We start from the raw sequence: 19,904 nt of genomic DNA, 5'->3' as shown, positions 1-19,904 counted from the left end.
CCGGCTTTTTTGTTGCCTGGGCCCTGCCGGAGCAACTCGAAAAGTCATCAGAATTGCCACGTAACAGTGACATGTAACCTGAGGTAACATGACATGGACGCCCGACACGTGCTATCCACACCATAGGACGCGGTGTGGTCGTGCGGGAGATGGGGGCATCACTCGAACGGCCTGGGCTCAGGCGGCTACCGCGTCCGAACCATTTCCGCCGCCGAAGCTCGGCGGCGCCAGATGCGGCGGACCTCCGTTTTACCTACCGGGAAACGGTTCGCGAACAAGACGACGTCCGGTCCCCGCCGGGCGTCGTTTTCATTTGGGCCCCCCTCGAACCGGGGTTCGAGGGGAAGACCGAATCAGGCAGCCTTGCCGTTGGCATTCATTGCCTCGTCGGCGAGACGCCCGGTGAGTTCGGCCATGTGGTCGAAGACGGCGCGGTAGCTGGCGACGCCAGCGGTCGCCGAGCGCAACTCGATGATCAGGTCGCCGATCTCGGCCTGCGGCATGGTTGCCTCGACAACATCCCATCCCGGCCAGTCAGGCCGCGCATCATAGCCAAGGATCTGGCCGCGCCGCTGCGGGATGAGCGCGATGATCTTCGAGGTCGCGTCGGAGGGCGTGACGATCTCGACCTTCATCACCGGTTCCAGAAGCACGGGCGAGCAGGCGGCCATACCTTCCTTCATCGCCAGTCTGGCCGCCATCTGGAAGGCCATGTCGGAGGAATCAACCGCGTGGTAGGAGCCGTCCGACAGGTTGACGGCTACATCGACGACGGGAAAGCCGAGCGGGCCCGACTTCAGATAGTCGCGCACGCCTGTTTCGACCGACTGGATATAGGTCTTCGGCACGACGCCGCCGGTGATGGTGTCGGTGAACTGGAAGCCGGAGCCGCGCGGCAGCGGCTTGATCTCGATCACCACGTCGCCAAACTGGCCATGGCCGCCAGACTGTTTCTTGTGACGGCCGCGCTGCTGCGCCGATTTGCGGATCGTCTCGCGATAGGGCACCGCCGGCGCATGACCTTCGACCGGGATCTGGTTCTTGCCTTCCAGCCGCTCGCGCACGACACGCAGATGCATCTCGCCATGGCCCGACAGCACGGTCTCGGCCGAGTCCTGGTTGTGGCGCAGGCTGAGCGAGGGGTCTTCCTCCGCCAGGCGCTGGATGGCGGCCGACATCTTCACTTCGTCCTTGCGCTCCTTGGGGCGCAGCGCGAAAGCGAAGACCGGCTGCGGCGGCTCGAACTCAAGCAGCGGCTTGATGCCGCCCTTGGCCGAACTCAGCGTCTGGCCGGTCTTGACCTCATCCAGCTTGCCCAGCGCCACCGTGTCGCCGGCCTTGGCGATGGTGAGCTTGAACTGATCCTTGCCGAGCATTCGGTAGATGCCGGAAACCTTCGCCGTGTTGCCGCCGGGCAGCCAGAGTTCGGAGCCGTCGACGACCTGGCCGGACAGGATGCGCGACACCGACAGCTTGCCGCCATGCGGCGTGTGGATGGTCTTCATCACCTGAGCCACGGTGGCCGCGCCGTCGGGCGCGCCCAGCCGCTTGCGGGTCGCTTCGATGTCCGGCGCGTCGTGGCGGATCGCCTTCAAGAGGCGCAGCACGCCGTTGCCTTTCTCGGCGGTGCCGATCAGCACCGGCGTCACCGCGCCATCGCGCAGATCGGCGGCGAGATCGTCGAAGATGGCGTCCTTGGGCGGCTCGATCTCCTCGAGCAGTTGTTCCATCAGTTGGTCGTCATGATCGGCCAGCGTCTCCAGCATGGAGAAGCGCGCCTCCAGTTCGCGCGCCTTGTCATCGCCAGGTATTTCGGCCACTTCGCTTTCGGCATATTCGCGATAGATGTAAGCGCGCTCCAGCGCCAGATCGATCGAGCCGATGACGACGCCATCCTTGCGCAGCGGAATCTGGCGCAGCAGCAGCGGCACGGCGCTGGCCGGCTGCAGCATCTTCAGCGTGTTGCGCACGCCGGCGATTGCCTTGTCGACCTTGTTGAGGAACAGGATGCGCGGCACGCCGAGATCGTCGAGCCTGCGCATGATCAGCTGCAGGGCAGGGATCTTCTTTTCGTCGGCCTCGGCAACGACCACAGCGAGGTCGCAGGCGGCCAGCACCGGCTCGGCCTCGAAAGAGAATTCGATGGAGCCGGGACAATCGACGAAAGTAAGCTGCTCGCCCATGAATTCAGTGGTGGCGAAGGTCGCCTCGACGCTCATCGCGTGGGCCCGCGCCTCTGGCGAATGATCTGAAACGGTGTTGCCCGATGAGACGGGGTTTTGTCGGGGGATTGAGCCCGTGCGGGCCAATATGGCTTCGAGAAGTGTCGTCTTACCGCTGGCGAAGGGACCGATTATGGCAATGCATTTCGGTCCCGTGCGTCGTCCTCCGGCGCGAGTACCCATGACTGACCTCCACTCAGGCGTTTCCCGTAGGACCGACTGGCATGCATGGTTCAGGCTTGGTCAATCGGTCCTGAGCGGCGGCCGGCCTGTTCGACCGTCGCGGGCGGGGTTCTTTTGGTTTGGCCACCTGCCCGAAGCCATCGTCCCACTTGTTTGCCGGCAGGGCAAGAAAAATAGAAATTCTTCGGTGTGGCCTCAGGCGCTCAGCGCCAGCGGCTCGGCATGGACGGCATGCAACGGACCAAGCTTGTCGCGCGGCGCCGGCCGGCCGAAGAAATAGCCCTGGAAACGATTGCAGCCGGCGGCATTGGCCAGGGCGAATTCCTCTTGCGTCTCGACGCCCTCGGCGACGATGGTGACTTCCTGGATGCGTGCGATCTGGGCGAGCGCCGAAACGAAAATCTGCGCCACCTGGTCATGGGCGAGGCTGCGGATGTAGGAGCGGTCGATCTTGATGCTGTCGACGGGCAAGGTCTTCAGATAGTTGAAGCCGCAATGGCCGGTGCCGAAGTCGTCGAGCGCGATGTGGAAGCCGAGGCCGCGCAACGCTTCGAGGCGTCGCAGGATTTCGGGCGTGGCGGCGGTCGCCACCGTCTCGGTGATCTCGATGACGAATTGCGCGGCGCAACGGCCGGTTTCCTTCAGCACGCGATCGCACATGGTGACGATCTCGTCGCGCTTCAGCTGTTCGCCGGAGACGTTGATCGAGATGCGGCGTCCCGGGAAATGGTTGATATCGGCGCAGGCCCGCTTGAACACCCACTCGCCGAGCATGTCGATTAGGGTCGAGCGTTCGGCGATCGGAATGAACTCGGCCGGCGAGATCAGACCACGAACCGGGTGGCGCCAGCGGATCAGCCCTTCGAAGCCACAGGTGGAACTGTCCGGATTGACGATCGGCTGGTAGTGCAGCTCAAGTTCGCCGAGATAGACCGCCGCGCGCAACTCCCGCTCGACCAGGCGACGATAGCGCTTGTCGGACAGCATCTCCTCGTCGAACACGGTGACGCGGCCACGACCCGCCGCCTTGCTTTCATAGAGCGCCAGGTCGGCGACCAGCATCAGTTCCGTCGTGTTCGAGGCATGTGCCGGCGCCAGCGCCACGCCGACGGAAATGGACAGCGGGATGGTCTTGCCCTCATGCGATTTCCCGGCTCGCATGGCATCCAGCAAGCGCCTGACTTTCTTGTTGATGATGGCGAGATCGTTGTGCGGGACGATGACGCCGAATTCGTCGCCGCCGAGCCGTCCGACCATGCCACCGGCAAAGATGCGCTCGGCCGTCTTGACCAGATGCGCCAGAGCGAGGTCGCCGAACTGATGTCCGAACGTGTCGTTGAGCTGCTTGAAGTGATCGACGTCGATCAACAGCAAGGTCGCATCGCGCCGGTCGCGCATGCTGCCGAGACTGTCGTGCAGCGCTTCGAGGAAATAGCGGCGGGTCATCGCCCCGGTCATCGCGTCCCTGGTCAGGAAATGATGCTTTTCCGCCTCTGCGGCGGCGGCCGACCGCAAGCGATGGACGACGCTGCTGCGCATATACATCAGGGCCAGCAGGGCCAGGCTGGTGGCGAGGATCGAGACCGCGAAGGCGTTGCTGGAGGGCTGGTCTTGCGACAGGTCGACCGCGCCAAGCACCGCGGCGCCGATGCTGATCAGAAGCAGCAACTGGATGCCGCGGTAGATTCGGCCGCTGTGGTCCTTGATCGTCGCCAGTATGCTCATCTCATCGCCCCTTGAAATGCGGGCTCAGGGCTAGTGCGCAGCTGTTAAGAAGACATTGAATTCGCCATCGTTCCGTCCAGCGACATGACGCGAGGAGCGTTCATGGTTAAGGAGAAAACCCGGACTTGCGGTGGTGCGCGAAACGGCCGGTTGCGCCTGGGACGATATCGGCCGACAATGGATTTTGCGTCAAATGCGGTTTTGCCTCGAATGTCTGGCGGCATTTGATGCCGATCGCTTCACCAGTTCCAGGATCACCCCGATGAAGATCATTGCTTGCGGCAGCGTGCCGACCATCATAGCGCCGGAGAAGTACTTCACCGGCCGCGTGTTGCAGACGCCGATCATCGAGAAGGAGGCGCCGGCGCGGCTGCGGGCCACGCTGGTCAGCTTCGAGCCGGGCGCGCGCACCCACTGGCACACGCATCCGCTCGGCCAGACACTCTACGTCACCTCAGGCGCCGGCCTTGCCCAGACATGGGGCGAACCGGTCCAGGAGATCAGGGCCGGCGACGTCATCTCGTTCGCGCCTGGCGAAAAGCACTGGCACGGTGCGGCGCCGAAGTCGGCGATGACGCATATCGCCATGCAGGAGGCGCTGGACGGTGTCCACGCCGACTGGTTGGAAGAGGTGACGTCAGCGCAATATGGCGGCTGAGTGCCGAGCCGGTGAGGAGGCGTCGTTGCCAACAAAAAACCCGGCGGTGAAGCCGGGTTTTCAGTTTCAAGACTGGCCTGATCAGGTCAGCGATGCCGTGAAACGCTGGATGCGCGTGCAGGCTTCCTCAAGCAGCGTCTCCGAAGTGGCGTAGGAGATGCGGAAGTTGGGGCCGAGGCCGAAGGCCGAGCCGAACACGACCGCGACCCCCTCGGCCTCGAGCAGTTCCGAGCAGAAAGTTTCGTCGGTGTCGATCACCTTGCCGGCTTTGGTCTTCTTGCCGATCAGCTGGGCGCAGGACGGATAGACGTAGAAGGCGCCTTCCGGCGACGGGCAGCTTATGCCGCGCGCCTGGTTGAGCATCGACACGACGAGATCGCGCCGGCCCTGGAAGATCGCCTTGTTCCTGGCGATGAAGTCCTGCGGGCCGTTGAGCGCCTCGACCGATGCCCATTGCGCGATGGTGCAGGCGCCCGAGGTCTGCTGGCCCTGGATCATGTCCATCGCCTTGATCAGCGCCACAGGACCTGCGGCATAGCCGATGCGCCAGCCGGTCATGGCATAGGCTTTCGACACGCCGTTCATGGTCAGCGTGCGCTCGTAGAGCTTCGGCTCGACTTCGGCGATGGTCTTGAAGACGAAGTCGCCATAGGTCAGGTGCTCGTACATGTCATCGGTCAGCGTCCAGACATGCGGATGCTTCAACAGCACGTCGGCCAGCGCGCGCAGTTCCGCCTCGGTATAGGCGGCGCCCGACGGGTTCGACGGCGAGTTCATCAGCAGCCATTTGGTGCGTGGCGTGATCGCCTTTTCCAGTACCGCGGCGGTCAGCTTGAAGCCGTTGTCGATCGAGGTGTCGGCAAACACGGAGGTGCCGCCGCAGATCGCCACCATCTCAGGATAACTGACCCAGTAGGGGCGCGGTATGATGACCTCGTCACCGGGGTTCAGTGTCGCCATGAAGGCGTTGAACAGGATCTGCTTGCCGCCGGTGCCGACAATGGTCTGCTCGGGCTTGTAGTCGAGATTGTTCTCGCGCTTGAACTTCTTCGCGATCGCCTCGCGCAGCGGCACGATGCCTGAAACCGGCGGATATTTGGTTTCGCCGCGGCGGATTGCCTCGATCGCCGCATTCTTGATGTTGTCGGGCGTATCGAAATCCGGTTCGCCGGCGCCGAGGCCGATAATGTCACGGCCGGCATTTTTCAGCTCGCGCGCTTTCTGCGTCACCGCAATGGTCGCGGAAGGCTTTACGCGGGAAAGGGCGTCGGCGAGAAAGGCCATGACCGGATATCTCCAAACAAGGTCGGCGCGGGCCGGGAGCGGCCGCGGCGCTTCTCATGTCGCATGATTTCGCGCAGTGCAAGCATTGTCGGCTGATCCAGGCCTCAAGGAGCCGTGATCGGCAACGATAAATTCATTAACGGGCGGTAGAGGCTTGCGTGACAGGATCACAGTTTGACCGCCAGTTTGCGGAGCGAGGAACCGTGTCGCGCAGCATCGGGCTTGCCCACATCATCCGTCAGGACGATGGCACCTCCACCGGTGTCTGGGGCATCTACACGCTGCAAAGCGCCTTCCAGCCGATCTTCGCCTTCAACGAAGGCAAGCTGTCGGTGGCCGCGTTCGAAGGGCTGATCCGGCCGTTCCGCGACGGCGAGCCGCAATCGCCGATGAGCTTTTTCAGCACCTGTCCGGCCGCCGACCGCCTGCATGTCGAGGCGCTGACCAGGACGCTGCATCTTCTGAACGCCGGCGCCTGCTTGCCGGAGGAGGCCTCGATCTTCGTCAATTTCGACCCGTCGGTGTTCACCGAGCGCACCGTTGCCGACAATGCCTTGCGCGAAATGCGGCTGGTGCTGCACGAGGCTGGCATCGATCCGCGCCGTGTGGTCTGCGAAGTGACCGAGCAGCGCTCGGCGTCGCAGGAGACCCTGCACAGTTTCGTCACCGCGCTGCGGGCCAACGGCTTTCGCATCGCCGTCGACGACTATGGCGCCGATGATTCCGACATCAACCGCATCAAGGAACTGAAGCCCGACATCGTCAAATTCGACGCCTTCTGGATCACGCAGCTGATGGAGTCCGGGGCCGGCTTCGCGTTGCTGACCACCATGGTGAAAAGTTTCGAGCAGCAAGGCATCCGAACGGTGTTCGAGGGCATCGAGGAGGGCTGGCAACTGGAACTGGCCGAGAAGTCGGGAGCGTCGATGGTGCAGGGTTTCGTGCTGGCGCGGCCCGAGCTTGCGCCGACAAGCTTTCGCGTCTTCGGCAAATCCACGCAGCAGGCCGCCTCCGCGGCCGTTGAAGCCGCGCCTGTCCAACCGGCACCACCGCATTCGACACGGCCAGCAAAAGCCTTCGGGCGCAAGGTGGCGCCATGAGGCGCGAGCGGCGGCGCGATGTCGGCAACGCGATCCAGGTCGACGAAGTCGGTATCGAATACGGTATCCATGGCGAGTTTCGGCTGCGCAGCGCCTATCAGCCGATTTTCGCGCCGCGCGGCCGCTTCCTTCACGCCGTCGCGGTCGAAGCCCTGATCGAGCCGCACCGTGCCGGCCGTCCCGGTGCGCCGAAGGTGTTTTTCGAAAGCATCGCCGCTTCCGACCGCTTGTTTGTCGAGACCATGTGCCGGGTGCTTCACCTCAGGAATTTTCACAACATCGGCGTCGACGGGCTCGATCTGTTTTTCAACTACAATCCGTTGATCAACGACCATCCCGGGCGGGCGCTGGCCGAGATCCGGCTGATGACCAGGTATCTCGGCGATTTCGGCCTCGCGCCGGCCATGCTGGTCTGCGAAATCACCGAACAGGCGGCCGACGACGCGCTTCTGATCCGACTGGTGCGCGAAATGCGGCGCGACGGGATCCGCATCGCCATCGACGATTTCGGCACCGGCCACTCGACGGAGGAGCGGGTCAGCCTGCTCCATCCCGACATCGTCAAGATCGACGGCACCTGGTTCGCCGAGTTCTGCCGCCATGCCGCCGCCGAACGGTTCTTCCGCCCGCTGGTTTCGACCTTGCACGACCGCGGCGCCAAGGTGCTGGTCGAAGGCATCGAGCAGCCCACCCATCTGCGCGTCGCGCTCGAAGGCGGCGTCGACCTGCTGCAGGGATTTCTTCTCGCCCGCCCGGCGCTGGCCGGCACAATCTTCAACGAAGAGCCGCTCTCCGTCGACACGCTGCTTGGCAGGGATAGCAAGGTTGTGCCGCTGTTCGGCTAGGGCGCGTCGATATTCAGGTGAGGCCGGCCTGCAAACGGCAGCTTCCTGCGCTTCCGGTACTCACGTACCCAAATGTACGCTCCGTTCCGGTTCTCGGAACCCACCGTTTTCGACTCGGCCTGACCTGAATCTCGTCACGCCCTTGAACGCCCTCATGCGTTCACACATCAGCGGCGCTGATGGTCATGCCAAAACAAATCATTGGTTGAGGACGTCGCCGCAGCGATAATCGCGCCGGCAGAGGCAGCGCACGGGGCACGGCAATGATACTCTACAGCATGATCGACAGCGGCAATTGCTACAAGCCGCGGCTGCTGATGGCCAAGCTTGGCCTCGCCTTCACCAATGTCGAGGTGAGTTCGCATACGGGTGAGACGCGAAAAGCGGACTATATCGCCAAGAACCCGAACGCCATGGTGCCGCTGCTCGAGCTCGATGACGGCCGGCGGCTGGCCGAATCCAACGCCATCCTGCTCTATCTCGCCGAAGGCACGCGCTTCCTGCCGGCGGACAGGTACGAACGGGGACTGGCCTATCAATGGCTGTTCTTCGAGCAATACAGCCACGAGCCCTATATTGCCGTGCGCAGGGCGCTGCTGACCTTTCCCGAACGCGCCCGGGATGCGACGCCGGAGCGGCTGGCGGTGACGCTGGAGCGTGGCAACAAGGCGCTCGGTGTGATGAACAAACATCTGGAAACCAATGCGTTCTTCGCTGGCGGTGCCTACAGCGTCGCCGACATCGCGCTCTATGCCTATACGCATACGGCAGAGCAGGGCGGCTTCCAGCTTGATGCCTATCCAGCGGTGGCAGACTGGCTTGGGCGAGTGGAAGCGGATCCAGGGCATGTGCCGATGGACTGGGTGGGGTGAGCAACTTTGGAGATTGGCGAAAGCTTCGGCCGGAGCGTCCTTCTCCCCGTCTCTATACGGGGAGAAGATGGCGGCAGCCAGATGAGGGTTGGGCTTGGTTTGGCGATAGGCAATCTTGAGGCGTCGCGCTGCCCCTCATCGCCCTGCCGGACACTTCTCCCCGTGTAGGGACGGGGAGAAGGACGCTGTATCGCCGGTTTAGCCAATTGTCGGCGTCTCAACCCCAGACAAACAAAAAGGCGGGATAAATCCCGCCTTCCCATTTTCGGTAGCCTGATCGGGAGCGTCCGGTCCGGGCTGGCAGCTATCTGCTGATCCAGCTTTTCGGGTCTTTCCGCTCCGGCGCGCTTCTCGCGCGACTGTCAGTACATCCGTGACTTGCCGCGCGCCCCGGGCTCTCGCCCGGCGCGCGCCATTCGCAAAATCAGGCTGCCTTGCTCAGAGATCCGGCGGACGACTTGCCAGTGCGGCGGTCCTGCTCGATCTCGAAGTTGATCTTCTGGCCTTCGACCAGGGTCGACAGTCCAGCACGCTCGACAGCGGAGATGTGGACGAATACGTCCGCGCCGCCCGCGTCAGGCTGGATGAAGCCGAAGCCCTTGGTGGCGTTGAACCACTTGACCGTTCCAGTTGCCATTTAGATAGTCCTTCACATTTGCTTTAGATTGACCGGACCGAAGTCCAGCCGGTGTGCATCGAGATTTTGGAGATAGACGTCAGCAAACGCGATTATCGCGAGGCCCGGATCGATCGGCCGAAATATCAATGGAACGCATATAGGCTGCTTTCGCACGAAAAACAAGACTGCGTGAGAAGGCCGTGATCAGGATGCCGCCCAATGGCCGCCCCAATCGCGTGAGAGCGTCGCAACAGGATCGGGCCCCGGCGGTGTTCAATCCGGGAGGAGCTTGGGGGAGAGGACCATGAAAACCATTCTGCTTGCCGCCTGCCTGACGCTGGTGGCCGCCGAGGCGCAGGCGATCTCACGCTATGACCCAACGCGTATGAGCTGCGGGCGTGTGCAGTCGACGATCGCGCGGCAGGGCGCCGTCATCCTGCGTTACCAGTCGACGCGGGTGCCGGGCCTGCCGCTCTATGACCGCTATGTGCAGAGCGAGCAGTTCTGCACCATGGGCGATGTGAGAGCACGCGCCTACGTGCCGAGCGCCGACACCAGGTCCTGTCCGGTCTATACCTGCAAGCGGCCGGATTATGATCGGCATTTCCGCCGGCGCTTCTTCCATAACGACTAGAGCAACTCCAGGAAAAGCGCGTAGCGCTTTCCCCCAGGGAATTGCGTCAAAACAGAGAGATCGTTCAAAAGCCGAAGGAAACCTGCGCTGGTGGCGGCGGGCCGACGCGCACGCCTTCCATGGCCAGCATCTTCTCCTTGGTGTTCGAGCCGCCGGGTGCTGAGAAGCCGCCGATCTTGCCGCCGGCGGCAAGGATGCGATGGCAGGGAATGACCAGCGGCACCGGATTGGCGCCAAGGGCTGCACCGGTTTCGCGCGGCAGCCCGCCATGGCCGGCGCGTTTGGCCAGTTCTCCGTAGGTGGTGGTTTCGCCATAGCCGAGCTTTCGCGCCGCGTCGTAGATGGCAAGGCGGAAGTCGTCGATGCCGTCGAGATCGACGGGTACGCCTGTGAAGTCGACATCCTCACCGGCCGCATAGGCCTTGATCGAGGCGATCAGGTCGACGATCCATTGCGGCTGCGCGGTGGAGGCGGAAACGCCGGCATGGCGCATCAGCCGCCGTTCCACCGACTCGCGGCTGCGTTCGGGCAGGCAAAGCCGGATCAGGCCCTTTTTGCTCCAGGCGATGCCCATGAAGCCGATCACTGTTTCTAACACTGCGTGGCCGGCTGTGATCGAAGATGTCGTTTCCATGATGCGTTCCTTTCCGCAAAGTGGCGAAATCCGGCATTCGTCCCGGTACATATCCAGAACAATATGGCATCCCGGCCAGAGTCTCGCCACCCGAAAACCACCCGATGGCCCCGATTGCCGGTCGTGAATCGCTGGTGTAAGGAATTTCTTAATAACCCGACAAATCGGACCCGAGCGCGGCTTGCCAGCAAAACACACTCTTATCGCGATCGGCGTGTTCCTGGCTGCCGCCGGCATCAGCGGTTGCACGTCGACCTCGCAGATGAAACCCGCGCCTGCCCTGACCGAAACCGCGACTGCCGCCGGTGCTGACGCCGGCTTCACGATACCGCTGCCGGAGACGGTTTCCGTGCTGCCGGAATCATCGGGAATCGCACCCGTTCAGACGGCTGAATTGACGCCCGGACCGGCCACGCCGGCACCCGATGCCGCCGTCCAGCCGGCTGCCGCGACCGCCGCCTTCGCCGGATCGACCCCGGCAGCGCCGGCGGTACCCGCCATCATGACCGCCAATGCCTGGCAAGCGCCGCCGCCGGCGACCGCAGGCGAGACCGTCAAGACGGCCGAGACCTATACGACCGCCGGGCTCGTCATGCCCGCGACCGCCAAGGGCGACCGGAAGGTCGTGCCAGGCGTCCAGCAGGTCGCCTATATGGTGCCGCAGAACCCGGCTGCCCTCGTCCAGTTCCCGATGGCACCCGCGGAAGAAGAGCACGCGCCGGGCGTGCGTGGCGACGTCGAGCGGCTGATCGAGAAATACGCCGCCCTCTACCAGGTGCCGGTCGATCTGGTTCGCCATGTCGTCAACCGCGAGAGCACCTTCAACCCGAAAGCCTACAACAATGGCCATTGGGGGCTGATGCAGATCAAGCACGCGACGGCGCGCGGCATGGGCTATGACGGACCGGCCAAGGGCCTGTTCGACGCCGACACCAATTTGAAATACGCGGTCAAATATCTGCGTGGCGCCTGGCTGGTGTCCGGCGGCAACGCCAAGCGGGCCGACTGGCTCTACCAGACCGGCTACTATTTCGACGCCAAGCGCAAGGGCCTGCTCGAGGCGACCGGGCTTGGCCGCGACCGCCAGCGCAGCCGCCTGCAGCCCGACGCCTGAGCGCGATGCCTGAACCGCGGCCGCCGGCTCTGAACGATATCCGGCTGCGCAAGATCCTCGACGAGACGCTGGTTCCCGCGCACTGGCCGGAAGGCTTTGTGATGCGCTGCTTCGAGCCCGGTGATGCGCCGGCCCTGCATGCGCTCCTGACCGAAGTGTTCGACGACGGTGCCGACGGCCCGTTTGACGAGTGGTGGCCGCGCATATCAGGCGATCCCGAATTCGACCCGGCGCTGTGTTTCCTCGTCATCGACGCCAAGGGCCGGCTGGCGGCGGCCGCGCTGTGTTGGACGCGCGCCTTCGTCAAGGACCTCGCCGTCCATCCCGAGGCGCGCGGCAAGGGCATTGCCGAAGCGCTGATGTGGCACGCCTTCGCCACCTTTCGCGCACGCGGCGCTGACTATGTCGACCTGAAGACCAACACCGAAGAAAACGCCGTCGCAGTGCGGCTCTACGATCGGCTCGGCATGTTCGAGGTCGATTGGTACAGCTGAGCGGGGCGCTCAAATGTCCGGCGCGTTGCCGATCTTCCGCTTGAGGTCCAGCGCCCAGGCGCGGCCCTCGTCGCCGCCCCACAGCAGCCAGGCGATGTAGCCGGCCGACGGGTTTTGCTCATTGCCGTAGTTCCTGCCGCGCTTGTCGACCTCGTGGCGGGCGAAATAGCTGACCATGCGGCGGATGGTGGAGGGCGCGAGCTTTTCCCGGTTCTTCAGTTCGGTGGCGCGGGCCACGCCGATCTCGGTGCCGCCACGGCCGAATTCGCCGCGCAGGCGCAGCCCCTTGGCGGCATTGTCGGCCACCACTTGCGGGCAGCGCAGGTCGATCTCGTCGTCATCGTCGTTGTGCATTTTGTTCCCGGACTGCTGGCTTATCCTGTGGGGAGAATGCTGGGAAGAGAGCGAGGTTCCGCCACGAGGAATCGCCCGAGCGCTGCGCAAAAAAATGTCGGCACCGATCGCCGCCAAACGTCCTTGGGTCGCAGAGCAACCGCGCCGGGACGCCGGCGCCGCGACCGAAGGAGCCGATCATGATCACCTTTCCCAACGAATCCGCCAAATACCGCACCGCCCGCGAAAAACTGCTGCAGAAGGAAATCGGGCTGCGCCGCGCCATGGAAGAGGTTGCGGTCGCGCGGCGCGCGCTGCCGCCCGGTGGGCTAGTGCCGCAAGATTATGTGTTCGACGCACTGGGACCGGACGGCAAGCCCGGGAAGGTAAAACTGTCGGAGCTGTTTGCGCCCGGCAAGGATTCGCTCATCCTCTACAACATGATGTTTCCCCGCCACCCACGCGAGACGCGCGACGTGGCGACCAGCGGCGGCACGGCGAAGCTCGCACGGCTGGACCAGCCATGCCCGTCCTGCACAGCGCTGCTCGACCAAATCTACGGCGCGGTCGGCCATCTCGAAGCCGCCGGCTTCAACTTCGCCGTGGTGGCGAAAACCGCGCTCGAAAACCTGGTCACGCTCGGTCGCGACCGAGGCTGGCGCAACATGCGGCTGGTGTCTTCGGCCAACAACGGCTTCAAGCGCGACTACAATGCGGAGGCGGCCGACGGCGCACAGTCGCCGCTGCTGTCGGTGTTCCATCGCGACGCCGACGGCATCCGCCATTTCTGGAGTTCCGAACTGGATTTCGCGCCAACGGACCCAGGCCAGGATCCGCGTGGCGTCGGCACCTGCGAGCCGCTGTGGAACCTGATGGATTTCACGCCCGAGGGCCGGCCGAACTGGAACGAGCAACTGCAATATGGCGAGGCGTGCTGTCACTAGGAGGGCAGGGGCTCGTTCTGTACGGCGGGCGATCGCTTCAGGTTGGTTCGCACCTTCCGGACGCTGGCGCCGCCCCTCACCTGCCWGCCGGCATCCTCTCCCCGTAGAACGGGGAGAGGGGAGCTGTGATCGACGCTTTCGCCAATCGCCAGCGCTGCAGGAAGAGAGCCGACGTCGCGGCAGGCCCCTTTCTTGGGCGTGCCGCTGTCGCTGGTGACCAAAGCCGCCGGGCTGGTCTTCGTGTCCGGCACGCCGCCGCTCGATATCTCGACCGGCAGGCTGGTCAAGGGCGACATCGAAACGCAGACCGAGGCATCGCTGAAGGCGCTGAAGCATTGCCTGGAAGCGGCCGGCACCTCGCTGGACAACGTGGTGATGGTGCGCATCTACGCCGTCAATTCCGGCTTCTACAACGCCATCAACCGCGTCTATGCCAGGCATTTTCCCGAGAACCCACCATCGCGGACCTTCGTGCCGGTGGCGTCATGGCCGATGGAGTTCGATATCGAGATCGAATGTGTGGCGGTGGGCTGAGCCGAGCTCCCCTTCTCCCCTTGTGGGGCCCGAAGGGCGGGCGAGGCCCGTGACTCGCCCCGGGCGGTGTCGCCGAAGGCGACGGATGAGGGGTGTTCCAGGGAACGCCAACGTCTCACTCCGCTGGAGCACCCCTCATCCGTCTCGGCGCTATCGCGCCGATCCACCTTCTCCCCCAGGGGGAGAAGGTAAGGGCGTTCCCGGCGCCGCATCTGGGCAGGGGTGAGCGGCGTCAGTCCTGGACCATCGCTCCGCGCTGGCGTTCGGCTGGTGGCGCGATAAGGTCCCTGAAAACCCAGGGAGATTTGCCGTGAAGAAGGAAGTCATCGAAGTGCCTGTCATGTCGGCCAAGGTGCGGGCGCTCGGCCTTCCCTGTTCGACAGCGGTGAAGGCCAACGGCTTCGTGTTCATCTCGGCGACGCCGCCGGTGGACATGGTGACCGGCGAGATGGTGCGCGGCGACATCGAAACGCAGACCGAGGCGTCGCTGAAGGCGCTGAAACATTGCCTGGAAGCGGCCGGCACCTCGCTCGACAATGTGGTGATGGTGCGCATCTACGCCGTCAATTCCGGCTTCTACAACGCCATCAATCGGGTCTATGCGAAGTATTTTTCGATCAACCCGCCGGCGCGCAGCTTCGTGCCGGTGGCGTCATGGCCGATGGAGTTTGATATCGAGATCGAGTGCGTGGCGGTGGCGTGAGCGGCGCAGCGATTTGGAGTCCGACACCGCCTTCTGTCCGCCCATGGTGTTGAAGATGATCAGCACCTGACGGTTGCGGATGGCGTCTTCGATGTTGGGGCGGCTTTCCAGCACCTTGTTCTCGGCGACGACGCACCCCTTACAACATGATCGCCGTTTGCCTGCGCTGTGCGCCGGCGCTAGGCTGCCAATATTCACGGGCGGCCGCGGGTGGCGGCACGCGCCAAGGGCTGACCATGCTTGACGAGCCGGAGCAATGAGCACGAGCCCGCTACGTGTGGCAGTCATTGGCGGCGGCATCGGCGGCGCCGCCGCTGCTGCCGCCCTGCTTCAACGTGGCATGGACGTCCGTCTCTACGAGCAGGCTACGGCCCTGGCCGAGGTCGGCGTCGGCGTCGTGATCCAACCGAACGGTGTCCGGATGCTTCGGCGGCTCGGCCTCGGTGACGAGCTGATCCGCTCGGGCGCCAGATGGATCGACCCACAGTTTCGTCGCGCCGATGGATCCTATGCGGCTGCGATGTGGCCCCCCGAGCTTGCCAGCCAAATCGAGTTCTACGGCATGCACCGCGCCGATTTGCTGGCAATGTTCGTCGATCGGCTACCTGCCGATAGTGTGAAGACCGGCCACAGATGTATCGGCTTCGAACAGGACGATGAGCAGGCCGTCATCACTTTCGCCAATGGTTTGCGCACCACGGCCGACGTCGTGATCGCGGCTGACGGTATCCATTCTACCCTTCAGCAGTTCGTAGTTGCCCCGTCCGCCCCGCTCTATTCGGGATCGGTCGCCTATCGAGGGGTGATCCCGGCGGCTGGTGTCTCGTGGCCGCCGGGAGCGATGCGCAACTGGCTTGGTGCAGGCAAGCATTTTCTCGTCTATCCGGTGCGCGCCGGCCTGCTCATCAACTACGTCGGCTTTGTGACGACTGACGAGCCGATGAAGGAGTCATGGTCGGCACGGGGCGATCCCGCCGCCCTTGCCCGGGAGTTCGCCGGTTGGGACCCCATGGTCGAGACGGTCATTGCCCAACTGAAAACGACGTTTAGGTGGGGCCTGTTCGATCGTGAGCCGCTCGCAACCTGGACTCGCGGACGCCTGACCCTGCTGGGCGACGCCGCCCACCCAATGCTGCCGCATTTGGGACAAGGAGCCAATCAGGCCATCGAAGACGCGGTTGCCTTGGCGACGGTGCTGAGCCACGCAGACCGCAAGTCAGCCCCACGGGCGCTGCTGATTTACGAGCAGCTGCGGCGCGAGCGGACTGCCGGCGTCCAGCGCATGGCGCGCATGAACGGTGCTCGCTATGACGCATCCAGCGGCGACTTGCATGCCCGCGACCGCAAGCTTGACGCTCAGCCGCAGGAACGCGCCTGGGTCTGGAATTACGACGCCGATGCCGAAGCCATGGCAGCCGCGGCTTCGCTCTAGGCAAAGTACTCCTGCAGCGGCCTGACCTCGAGGCTCCCCGCCTTCAGCGCGGCAATCGCCTCCGCTACCGCGGCAGCGCCCGACAGCGTCGTGTAATACGGCACCTTCTGCATCAGCGTCGCGCGGCGGAGCGATTTTGAGTCCGACACCGCCTTCTGGCCATCAGTCGTGTTGAAGACGATCTGGACCTGGCGGTTGCGGATGGCGTCCTCGATGTGGGGGCGGCCTTCCAGCACCTTGTTGATCTTCTCGGCGACGACGCCGTTTTCGGCGAGGAAGCGGGCCGTGCCTGAGGTTGCCATCACCTTGAAGCCGAGACCTGCGAGGCGCTTCACCGCCGGCAATATGCCCTTCTTGTCCTCGTCGCGCACCGAGACGAACAGCGTGCCGGAGCGTGGCAGGTCGACGCCGGCGCCCAGCTGGCTCTTGGCGAAGGCCAGCGCGAAATCGCGGTCGAGGCCCATGACCTCGCCGGTCGAGCGCATTTCCGGGCCGAGCAAGATGTCGACGCCGGGGAAGCGGGCGAAGGGGAACACGGCTTCCTTGACCGCGATGTGGCCGGGGTTCCTGGGGTCGGGCATGGCGCCGTAATGGGCGAAGGCGTCTTCCAGCGTCTCGCCGGCCATGATGCGGGCGGCGATCTTGGCAATCGGCCGCCCGATGGTCTTGGCGACGAAGGGCACGGTGCGTGATGCGCGCGGGTTGACCTCCAGCACATAGACCGTGCCGTCCTTGATCGCATATTGCACGTTCATCAGGCCGCCGACATTGAGCGCGCGGGCGAGTGCCGCCGTCTGGCGCTCCAGCTCATCCACCAGCTCCGAAGGCAGCGAGTGCACCGGCAGCGAGCAGGCACTGTCGCCCGAATGGATGCCGGCCTCCTCGATGTGCTCCAATATGCCGGAGACGAAGGTTGCCTTGCCGTCGCAGAGGCAATCGACATCGACCTCGATGGCGCCCGAGAGATAGGTATCGAACAGCAGCGGGTTCTTGCCCAGGAGCGTGTTGATCTGGCCGGTCTTGTCGTTGGGGTATTTCTGCTTGATGTCCTCCGGCACCAGGCCGGGCACGGTGTCGAGCAGGTAGGATTGCAGCATGCCCTCGTCATGGATGATCTGCATGGCGCGGCCGCCGAGCACATAGGACGGGCGCACGACCAGCGGGAAGCCGAGCTCGCCTGCGACGAGGCGGGCCTGCTCGACCGAATAGGCGATGCCGTTCTTCGGCTGGCTGAGGCCGAGCTTGTGCAGCAGCTTCTGGAAGCGGTCGCGGTCTTCGGCGAGGTCGATCATGTCGGGCGAGGTGCCGAGGATTGGGATGCCGGCCTTCTCCAGCGCATCCGCCAGCTTCAGCGGCGTCTGGCCGCCGAACTGGACGATGACGCCGACCAGTTCGCCCGAGGCTTGTTCGGCGCGCAGGATCTCCAGCACGTCTTCCGCCGTCAGCGGCTCGAAATAGAGCCGGTCCGAGGTGTCGTAGTCGGTCGACACGGTCTCGGGGTTGCAGTTGATCATGATCGCCTCATAGCCGGCGTCGCGCAGCGCAAAGGCGGCGTGGCAGCAGCAATAGTCGAACTCGATGCCCTGGCCGATGCGGTTCGGCCCGCCGCCGAGGATGACGACCTTTTTGCGCGACGAGACCTGCGCCTCGTTGGCGAGGTGGCCGGCGAACGGCACTTCGTAGGTCGAGTACATGTAGGCGGTGGGCGAGGCGAACTCGGCGGCGCAGGTGTCGATGCGCTTGTAGACCGGGTGAACGTCGAGCTTTTCGCGGACCTTCGCGATCACTTCGATGTCGGTCCTGGTCAGCGATGCCAGGCGGGCGTCGGAAAAACCCATCGCCTTCAGCATGCGCAGATTGACGGCATCCCCGGGGATGCCGTGCTCGCGGATGCGGGCTTCCATGGCGACGATGCCGGCGATCTGCTCGAGGAACCACGGGTCGATCTTGCACATGGCGTGCACGTCTTCCAGCGAGGTGCCCATGCGGATCGCCTGCGCCACCATGCGCAGCCGGTCGGGCGTCGGCGTGCCCAGTGCGGCGCGGATGGCGTTGCGGTCGTCGGCATGGTTGGCGATCGCGGTCCCATGGCCGAGGCCGGGGATCTCGATCTCGTCCAAACCTGTCAGGCCGGTTTCGAGACCACGCAGCGCCTTCTGCAGCGATTCCTGGAACGTGCGGCCGATGGCCATGACTTCGCCGACCGACTTCATGGCGGTGGTCAGCACCGGCTCGGCGCCGGGGAATTTCTCGAAGGCAAAGCGCGGGATTTTTGTCACGACGTAATCGATCGACGGCTCGAACGAGGCCGGCGTGGCGCCGCCGGTGATGTCGTTCTCCAGCTCGTCCAGCGTGTAGCCGACGGCGAGTTTCGCCGCGATCTTGGCGATCGGGAAACCGGTCGCCTTGGAAGCCAGGGCGGAGCTGCGCGAGACGCGCGGGTTCATCTCGATCACCACCAGGCGGCCATCGGCCGGGTTGACGGCGAACTGCACGTTGGAGCCGCCGGTCTCGACGCCGATCTCGCGCAGCACCGCGATCGAGGCGTTGCGCATCATCTGATATTCTTTGTCGGTCAAGGTCAGGGCAGGGGCGACGGTGATCGAATCGCCGGTGTGCACGCCCATCGGGTCGATGTTCTCGATCGAGCAGACGATGATGCAATTGTCCGCCTTGTCGCGGACGACCTCCATCTCATACTCCTTCCAGCCGAGCACGCTTTCCTCGATCAGCACTTCGGTGGTCGGCGAGGCATCGAGGCCGGACTGGACGATCTCGTAGAATTCGGCGCGGTTGTAGGCGATGCCGCCGCCGGTGCCGCCCATGGTGAAGGACGGACGGATGATGGCCGGCAGGCCGACATGGTCGAGCGCCTGGGCGGCGATCGCCATGCCGTGGCTGATGTAGCGCTGCTTGCGGTCGCCTTCGCCGAGGTTCCAGCGGGTTTCCAACGCGTCGAGCGCGGCGTCGAGATCGGCCGGGGCTTCGGCCTTGACCGCGGCGCGCTCGGCCTCGTGCGTCTTGCGGTCGGTGTTCTTGACGTCGGTGGCGTTGGCCAGCATCGACTTCGGCGTTTCCAGCCCGATCTTCTTCATCGCCTCGCGAAACAGCGCGCGGTCCTCGGCCTTGTCGATCGCTGTGGCGTCAGCGCCGATCATCTCGACATTGTAACGGTCGAGCACGCCCATGCGGCGCAGCGACAGAGCGGTGTTGAGCGCGGTCTGGCCGCCCATGGTCGGCAGCAGCGCGTCGGGCCGCTCCTTGGCGATGATCTTGGCCACGACTTCCGGCGTGATCGGCTCGATATAGGTGGCGTCGGCCAGTTCCGGGTCGGTCATGATGGTGGCCGGGTTGGAATTGACCAGGATGACGCGAAAGCCCTCTTCCTTCAGCGCCTTGCAGGCCTGGGTACCGGAATAATCGAACTCGCAGGCCTGGCCGATGACGATGGGGCCGGCCCCGATGATCAGGATCGACTTGATGTCAGTGCGTCTTGGCATGGGCGATAAGTTCCGTTCGGCGGGCGGCTTGCACAAAAAACCGGGACGGGAAGACCCGGCCGGTTGTGCTCGCG

18 protein-coding genes are annotated in these 19,904 nt (G+C 64.2%); 11 read left to right on the top strand and 7 right to left on the bottom strand.

Annotated elements, in window-relative coordinates; genetic code table 11:
- Positions 1 to 353: 353 nt before the first annotated feature.
- Both AC1D08_RS20920 and AC1D08_RS20915 read right to left on the bottom strand, forming a co-directional pair.
- A complete protein-coding gene (locus AC1D08_RS20920; protein WP_457152232.1) occupies positions 354 to 2,405 on the bottom strand; it encodes an elongation factor G in 2,052 nt (683 codons plus the stop codon).
- 195 nt (positions 2,406 to 2,600) lie between these two features.
- Complete coding sequence (locus AC1D08_RS20915; RefSeq protein ID WP_457152233.1) at positions 2,601 to 4,130, bottom strand: putative bifunctional diguanylate cyclase/phosphodiesterase; 1,530 nt, start codon at positions 4,128 to 4,130, stop codon at positions 2,601 to 2,603.
- Between the two features lie 262 nt (positions 4,131 to 4,392).
- On the opposite strand from AC1D08_RS20915, the gene AC1D08_RS20910 reads away from it, so the two are divergent.
- A complete protein-coding gene (locus AC1D08_RS20910; protein WP_457152234.1) occupies positions 4,393 to 4,788 on the top strand; it encodes a (R)-mandelonitrile lyase in 396 nt (131 codons plus the stop codon).
- An 81-nt stretch (positions 4,789 to 4,869) separates the two neighbouring features.
- Here the strand turns inward: AC1D08_RS20910 and AC1D08_RS20905 are convergent, their stop codons facing one another.
- Complete coding sequence (locus tag AC1D08_RS20905) at positions 4,870 to 6,072, bottom strand: pyridoxal phosphate-dependent aminotransferase (RefSeq protein ID WP_477396078.1); 1,203 nt, start codon at positions 6,070 to 6,072, stop codon at positions 4,870 to 4,872.
- Positions 6,073 to 6,275: 203 nt separating this feature from the next.
- Between AC1D08_RS20905 and AC1D08_RS20900 the strand changes: the two genes are divergently transcribed.
- From AC1D08_RS20900 to AC1D08_RS20890, 3 genes are all read left to right on the top strand, one after another.
- The gene (locus tag AC1D08_RS20900) at positions 6,276 to 7,172 is read left to right on the top strand and encodes an EAL domain-containing protein (RefSeq protein WP_457152236.1); all 897 of its coding nucleotides are present in this window, start codon (positions 6,276 to 6,278) and stop codon (positions 7,170 to 7,172) included.
- Positions 7,169 to 8,017: an EAL domain-containing protein gene (locus AC1D08_RS20895; protein ID WP_457152237.1), complete on the top strand. Its 849-nt coding sequence runs from the start codon at positions 7,169 to 7,171 to the stop codon at positions 8,015 to 8,017. The genes AC1D08_RS20900 and AC1D08_RS20895 overlap by 4 nt, the downstream gene beginning before the upstream one ends.
- Before the next feature lie 263 nt (positions 8,018 to 8,280).
- Positions 8,281 to 8,889, top strand: a complete 609-nt coding sequence (locus AC1D08_RS20890) for a glutathione S-transferase family protein (RefSeq protein ID WP_457153707.1) — start codon at positions 8,281 to 8,283, stop codon at positions 8,887 to 8,889.
- A 424-nt stretch (positions 8,890 to 9,313) separates the two neighbouring features.
- Here the strand turns inward: AC1D08_RS20890 and AC1D08_RS20885 are convergent, their stop codons facing one another.
- Entirely contained in the window at positions 9,314 to 9,526 is a 213-nt protein-coding gene (locus AC1D08_RS20885; protein WP_010910991.1) for a cold-shock protein, read from the bottom strand.
- Between the two features lie 286 nt (positions 9,527 to 9,812).
- On the opposite strand from AC1D08_RS20885, the gene AC1D08_RS20880 reads away from it, so the two are divergent.
- Positions 9,813 to 10,142, top strand: a complete 330-nt coding sequence (locus AC1D08_RS20880) for a hypothetical protein (RefSeq protein WP_457153706.1) — start codon at positions 9,813 to 9,815, stop codon at positions 10,140 to 10,142.
- 64 nt (positions 10,143 to 10,206) lie between these two features.
- Here the strand turns inward: AC1D08_RS20880 and AC1D08_RS20875 are convergent, their stop codons facing one another.
- The gene (locus AC1D08_RS20875; protein ID WP_457153705.1) at positions 10,207 to 10,776 is read right to left on the bottom strand and encodes a methylated-DNA--[protein]-cysteine S-methyltransferase; all 570 of its coding nucleotides are present in this window, start codon (positions 10,774 to 10,776) and stop codon (positions 10,207 to 10,209) included.
- Positions 10,777 to 10,957: 181 nt separating this feature from the next.
- On the opposite strand from AC1D08_RS20875, the gene AC1D08_RS20870 reads away from it, so the two are divergent.
- Together AC1D08_RS20870 and AC1D08_RS20865 are read left to right on the top strand one after the other, a co-directional pair.
- A complete protein-coding gene (locus tag AC1D08_RS20870; protein ID WP_457153704.1) occupies positions 10,958 to 11,890 on the top strand; it encodes a transglycosylase SLT domain-containing protein in 933 nt (310 codons plus the stop codon).
- Positions 11,891 to 11,895: 5 nt separating this feature from the next.
- On the top strand, positions 11,896 to 12,384 hold the full coding sequence (locus AC1D08_RS20865; protein WP_457153703.1) for a GNAT family N-acetyltransferase: 489 nt from the start codon (positions 11,896 to 11,898) through the stop codon (positions 12,382 to 12,384).
- A 9-nt stretch (positions 12,385 to 12,393) separates the two neighbouring features.
- Here AC1D08_RS20865 and AC1D08_RS20860 read toward each other — a convergent pair whose 3' ends face one another.
- Positions 12,394 to 12,738: a hypothetical protein gene (locus AC1D08_RS20860; protein ID WP_457153702.1), complete on the bottom strand. Its 345-nt coding sequence runs from the start codon at positions 12,736 to 12,738 to the stop codon at positions 12,394 to 12,396.
- 179 nt (positions 12,739 to 12,917) lie between these two features.
- Here AC1D08_RS20860 and AC1D08_RS20855 point away from each other — a divergent pair, with 179 nt between their 5' ends.
- The 4 genes from AC1D08_RS20855 to AC1D08_RS20840 all read left to right on the top strand — a co-directional run bounded on the left by AC1D08_RS20855 (position 12,918) and on the right by AC1D08_RS20840 (position 16,330).
- Entirely contained in the window at positions 12,918 to 13,661 is a 744-nt protein-coding gene (locus tag AC1D08_RS20855) for a DUF899 family protein (protein WP_457153701.1), read from the top strand.
- 192 nt (positions 13,662 to 13,853) lie between these two features.
- Positions 13,854 to 14,195, top strand: coding sequence for a RidA family protein (locus tag AC1D08_RS20850; RefSeq protein WP_457153700.1), 342 nt, complete (start codon positions 13,854 to 13,856; stop codon positions 14,193 to 14,195).
- A gap of 310 nt (positions 14,196 to 14,505) precedes the next feature.
- Positions 14,506 to 14,898, top strand: a complete 393-nt coding sequence (locus AC1D08_RS20845; RefSeq protein ID WP_477228145.1) for a RidA family protein — start codon at positions 14,506 to 14,508, stop codon at positions 14,896 to 14,898.
- A gap of 256 nt (positions 14,899 to 15,154) precedes the next feature.
- Positions 15,155 to 16,330, top strand: coding sequence for an FAD-dependent monooxygenase (locus tag AC1D08_RS20840; RefSeq protein WP_457152515.1), 1,176 nt, complete (start codon positions 15,155 to 15,157; stop codon positions 16,328 to 16,330).
- On the opposite strand, the gene carB is transcribed toward AC1D08_RS20840, so the two are convergent.
- Positions 16,327 to 19,830, bottom strand: coding sequence for a carbamoyl-phosphate synthase large subunit (gene carB, locus AC1D08_RS20835; protein WP_477228144.1), 3,504 nt, complete (start codon positions 19,828 to 19,830; stop codon positions 16,327 to 16,329). The two genes, AC1D08_RS20840 and carB, sit on opposite strands and share 4 nt — an antisense overlap.
- Between the last annotated feature and the right edge of the window lie 74 nt (positions 19,831 to 19,904).

This window comes from Mesorhizobium sp. P2_E6, from assembly GCF_056403835.1.
This window is presented reverse-complemented; position numbering and strand designations above follow the sequence as displayed.